The 5,100-nt window shown below is 58.7% G+C and carries 4 protein-coding genes and 1 tRNA gene; 3 read left to right on the forward strand and 2 right to left on the reverse strand.

Annotated elements, in window-relative coordinates:
• The 3 genes from uvrC to GIW04_RS27635 all read left to right on the forward strand — a co-directional run.
• A partial coding sequence (uvrC, locus tag GIW04_RS27625) for an excinuclease ABC subunit UvrC (RefSeq protein ID WP_236479405.1) occupies nt 1–1,198 on the forward strand: 1,198 nt, incomplete at its 5' end.
• A gap of 32 nt (nt 1,199–1,230) precedes the next feature.
• Nucleotides 1,231–1,791: a CDP-diacylglycerol--glycerol-3-phosphate 3-phosphatidyltransferase gene (gene pgsA / locus GIW04_RS27630; RefSeq protein ID WP_120249126.1), complete on the forward strand. Its 561-nt coding sequence runs from the start codon at nt 1,231–1,233 to the stop codon at nt 1,789–1,791.
• A gap of 60 nt (nt 1,792–1,851) precedes the next feature.
• Nucleotides 1,852–1,927: transfer RNA gene (locus GIW04_RS27635), tRNA-Gly, on the forward strand.
• A gap of 424 nt (nt 1,928–2,351) precedes the next feature.
• On the opposite strand, the gene GIW04_RS27640 is transcribed toward GIW04_RS27635, so the two are convergent.
• Entirely contained in the window at nt 2,352–3,272 is a 921-nt protein-coding gene (locus GIW04_RS27640; protein WP_120249125.1) for a hypothetical protein, read from the reverse strand.
• A 107-nt stretch (nt 3,273–3,379) separates the two neighbouring features.
• Nucleotides 3,380–5,100, reverse strand: a 1,721-nt coding sequence (locus GIW04_RS27645) for a YadA family autotransporter adhesin (protein ID WP_236479407.1), incomplete at its 5' end; no start/stop codon positions are given.

The raw sequence follows: 5,100 nt of genomic DNA on the forward strand, positions 1-5,100 counted from the left end.
GTCCGGGGCCATGGAGCAGGCCGCCAGTACCCTGGATTTCGAAAAGGCCGCCGAACTGCGTGACCAGATCTCCCTGCTGCGCCGTGTCCAGGACCAGCAAAGCATGGAAGGCGGCACCGGTGACGTCGATGTGATCGCCGCGTTCGTCAACCCGGGCGGCGCCTGTGTGCACTTGATCAGCGTGCGGGGTGGGCGGGTGCTGGGCAGCAAGAACTTCTTTCCGCAGACCGGTATCGACGAAGACGTGGCAGAAGTCATGGCTGCGTTCCTTGGCCACTATTACGTCAGCAGCCCAGAGCGCGACCTGCCGTCGGAACTGATCGTCAACGTGGTGCATGAAGACTTCCCCACCTTGATCGAAGCGATCCACGAGCTGCGCGGCCGCGAGCTGGACATCAGCCACCGCGTACGCGGCACCCGTGCACGCTGGCAGCAACTGGCCGTGACCAACGCCGAACAGGCCCTGGGTGCGCGCCTGGCGAACCGACAGCACGTCGCTGCCCGCTTCGACGCCCTGGCCGAGGTGCTCAACCTGGACGAGCCGCCCCAGCGCCTGGAGTGCTACGACATCAGCCATTCCAGCGGTGAGGCCACGGTGGCCTCCTGCGTGGTATTCGGGCCGGAAGGGCCGATCAAGGCCGACTACCGGCGCTACAACATCGAAGGCGTTACCGCAGGCGATGACTACGCCGCCATGCACCAGGCGCTCACGCGGCGTTTCAGCAAGTTGAAGGACGGGGAGGGCAAGTTGCCCGATATCCTGCTGGTAGACGGCGGCAAGGGCCAGTTGTCCATGGCCCGTGACGTGCTCAACGAACTGGCGGTGCCCGACCTGATCCTGCTCGGCGTCGCCAAGGGCACCACGCGCAAGGCCGGTTTTGAAACGTTGTACTTGAATGATGCCGCCCATGAGTTCACTTTGAAGGGCGACTCACCCGCACTGCACCTGATTCAACAAATCCGCGACGAAGCGCACCGTTTCGCCATTACCGGCCACCGCGCCCGCCGTGGCAAAACCCGGCGAACCTCAACCCTGGAAGGGGTTGCGGGGGTCGGCCCGACGCGCCGTCGCGACTTGCTTAAACATTTTGGTGGCTTGCAGGAGCTGTCCCGTGCCAGCATTGACGAGATAGCCAAAGCACCCGGTATCAGTAAAAAGCTCGCTGAGCTGATTTATGCAAACCTGCACAGCGAATAGAATGCCTTCTCACCTCGTAGCCAGTTGTGCCGATGAATATCCCTAATCTGATTACCGTTCTACGTGTCCTGCTTATCCCGATTTTCATTCTGTTGTTCTATTTGCCGTATGAATGGAGCTACATCGCCTCCAGTTCGGTATTCGCCTTCGCAGCCGCCACCGACTGGCTCGACGGCTACCTGGCACGCCGCCTGGAACAGAGCACGCCCTTCGGCGCGTTCCTCGACCCTGTGGCCGACAAACTCATGGTGGCCGTTGCCCTGGTCCTGCTGGTACAGGAACACGGCAACCTGTGGCTGACCCTGCCAGCCGCCGTGATCATCGGCCGCGAAATCGTCGTCTCGGCCCTGCGCGAATGGATGGCCGAAATCGGCGCCCGCGCCCACGTCGCCGTCTCCAACATGGGCAAATGGAAAACCGCCGCGCAGATGCTCGCACTGGTCATCCTGCTGGCCAACCCGTCGGACTTCTCGTTCTGGGTGCTCACTGGCTACGCCTTGCTGCTCATCGCCGCCGGTCTGACGCTGTGGTCCATGCTGCAATATCTACGTGCTGCCTGGCCTCATCTGCGAACCACCGTTGAAAAGAAATAAAACTTTTTTGAATCAAGGGGTTGACGGGTGCTGAGGATTCTATAGAATGCGCATCACCAAGCGGGAATAGCTCAGTTGGTAGAGCACGACCTTGCCAAGGTCGGGGTCGCGAGTTCGAGTCTCGTTTCCCGCTCCAAGCATTAATGAAAAAGCCACTCTAACGAGTGGCTTTTTTTTGCCTGTGATTTACGAAATAGACGCTTAGGCGTCTTTTTTTGTTTGTGCGCAAAACGTAGGCGCGCGCTCAAGTTCGTATTGTTACTGAATTCGCTCAGTTCGCCAGGCCAACTACTGTGCTTGCAACTTCCCGGCGCGCCTCGACGCCCCGGGAGGGCGTCACTTCTGGCAATCTGTTGGTTGCCAATAATATGAACTATTCGCTTGATATTACCTCCACGTTGAAAGTGCGAGGTTCTCTCTCTCCAGGTCGATTTTCCGGGTCCACCGTCATAATAGTGTCACCCAATTAACGCCGACGCCAAGCGGGCTGGTTGTGTTTGGGGTGAAGCAGTTATTGCTTCAGGCCTGCGACAGGCTTCGGTCGTTAAAGGTGAACGTGCTTATCGATTTACGGAGCTTTCGTGGCGAGCGGGTATTGATTCGGGGGGGCTTGGTATGCCGTTCAACTGTGCGGTGCTGTCGGGAAGGTAAGCAGTCTTCAGAAAGTAAGACTTGCCTAATAGCTTGCCATCGCCAAACCAGTTCACGCCATTTTGCTGCAGTTTCAAACCCGAAAAATCATAGGCAAACAACGTCCGATTGCTGCTGATAAACATGAACTGGTCGGCATCCAGTTTCAGTACCCTGTACTGCGTGCCTTGAGCGGGAGTGTGCTCTTTGATGCGCTGCAAATAATTGGGTGCAAAGTGCGCAAACATCGCCATGGATAACTGATGAAACTGTTCCGGCGTCAGGCCCGGACGGCGTTGCAACTCGGCGGCGATCAGTGTGAAGAAGTCGGCATTGGTATGTGCGATGGCCAATTTGGCGGGAAGAAGGGCCAACAGTTTCGCCTGGTCGATGTGCGCTGGCGTAGCTTCTGTTGTTTTAGGTTTATCGGGTAACGCCGATGCAGATGAGTCTACTGCGATACTGTTTAAGTTCAGGGGTGATAGAACCGTGATTGCCAGGTACGCTGCGCACGCCTGGACCTGGGCCTGGCGATCACCATTGACCAGCAGCGACAGTGGATGGCCCTGGGCTGGTATCTGCTGGGCACTACCGCCTTGTTGCTGAATAAATGTGTTGATGTGTTCCTGCGTGAGCTCACCCTTGGCGAGGGCACACAGGTGGTCCATGACCAAAGGGTTTTTGTGCGGGGCCAGTGTCTCGTAAAGAGTAAATACAGCGTTCTGCACGATAGGCAGTGCGGGCAGGTCGAGCCACTTGGGCGGATTGGCCAGGGGCGCACGCTGTTCCTCGCAGCCGCCCAGCCCCATGGCGAGTACCAATCCAAGGCTTAAAAGTAATTGATGTTTCATCAGAATGATCCTGTATTCAAAGTGCGGTGTGTGTTTGCCGTTAACTTGAGGCGATAGGAAAAGCCCGGCTTGCACCGGGCCTTGTCATTCAACGTTGGTGTCGGTTATCACCACTGATAACCGACACCAACGGCCACACCGGTATCGTTCTGACTGTTGGTGGTACCCATCAGATTGGTAGACCATCTGCCGTTTTCGGACACATGGGAAACACCCACCGCCAATGCTGATTGCCCCCGATAGTTACCCACCGCCAGCGACGTCATGTTGCCTCCGGAAGTCGAGGAGCGTGGCAGGCTGGCCATTGCCATGGCGCCAGCGATACCGGCACTGAGGGTGCTGTCCTGCTGTTTCAGATCGCGCTTGATATCGCCGATACGCTGATCCGTATAGGCGTTGGCATTCCCAGTCGCGTTCGCCACATGACGGCTTAGTTGGTCGACGTTGACAGCATCCGAGCCCTGGCTACCCGCGGCGACATGGGTGATTTGGCGTTCACTGCCGTAATCGCCTACCGCTACGCTGTTCTCGCGATCTGCGACTGAATTGGCACCCAGTGCAACGCTGTTTTTCGCCGAAGCTTGAGCGCCGTTACCGGTCGCGGTTGCATTGTCCGCGCTGGCAGTGGCATTACTGCCGACCGCGATGCTGTTATTGCCCGAGGCCTGTGCGCCCATGCCTCCCGCCACCGCATTGGTTCCGCTGGCTTTGGGCGGTTGCGCGTTACGCGTGTTGTTAACCTGGAATGCGCCGCTGGTGCCTTTTTGTACGCTGCTTACCTGTGCCTCGACATTGGCGACCTGATTGCTGACGTCTTTTACTGCGCCATTCACGTCGCCAAGCGTGTCCTTCATCTTGTTCAGGGATGTGTCCGTGTAGTGTTTGGATTCGGTTACCGCCCCGTCGAGTTGGCGTAGGTTGATCGCGTCGGTCGGCGCCTTGCCATCGGCAACGTTGCTGATGACGCGGGCCTCGCCAGTGGCGGCGTTGCCCACCGATACCACACCTGCAGTCGTGTTGTGGGCTCCTGAGTACTGGCCGATATAAGTCTCGGTGCCACGCTGGTCATCGCTCGCGGCCTTGCCGATAGCGACGTTGCCTGCGCCCGTGGCGCTTGCACCATCGCCGATGGCCACGGAACTGGCCCCTGATGCTGTGGCTTCATTGCCTAAAGCCAGCGCGGATGTAGCGCTGGCCTGCGCGTTAGGCCCCAGTGCCATGGCGTCGCTACCGCTCGCGACGGAGTCAGCTTTGAGCGAGTTGGCGTGGAAGTATTTGATGCCAGAGCCACTGTTGACGATGTTGCTCAACTGAGTCACGAGGCCTGTAACGTTTGTGTTGGTTGCAAACAACTGGCTGCCATTGACTGCTTCGGTGCTGGTGGCGCTCAGCGTCCCCCCGGCCACGTTGCTCAGGGTAGTGGAGGTACCGTTCGGGTTGAAGGTCACACGAGTCTTGTCGCCGGCATTGTCATACTTGACGGCTGCCGCTGCCGTATTCGCCAGGCTGTTATTGAGACCGGTCAAGGCGTCGCCGACGTTGTTGCTGACGGCGGTGCCGGTCATAGCGCCAGTGTTATCGATGGTCGAGGTCGTGAAACTCGGGCCTGTCCAGACTCCGGTGGTTGGGTTCAACGCGGCGCCGCCGCCCAATGCGTTGGCGATGTTTGCGTTCTGGGTGCCGGCGTTGGTCGCCAGACCGCTGAGCTGGTTGCCCAGGTTATCGACGTTGGTATTGGTGGCGAACAGTTGGCTGCCATTGACCGCGTCGGTGCTGGTGGCGCTCAAGGAGCCGACGGCAACGTTGGCCAAGGCTGTGGGTGTTCCAC

This window comes from Pseudomonas sp. PA-4-8C (genome assembly GCF_021606625.1).
In the GTDB taxonomy this organism is placed as follows: Bacteria; Pseudomonadota; Gammaproteobacteria; order Pseudomonadales; family Pseudomonadaceae; genus Aquipseudomonas; species Aquipseudomonas lactis.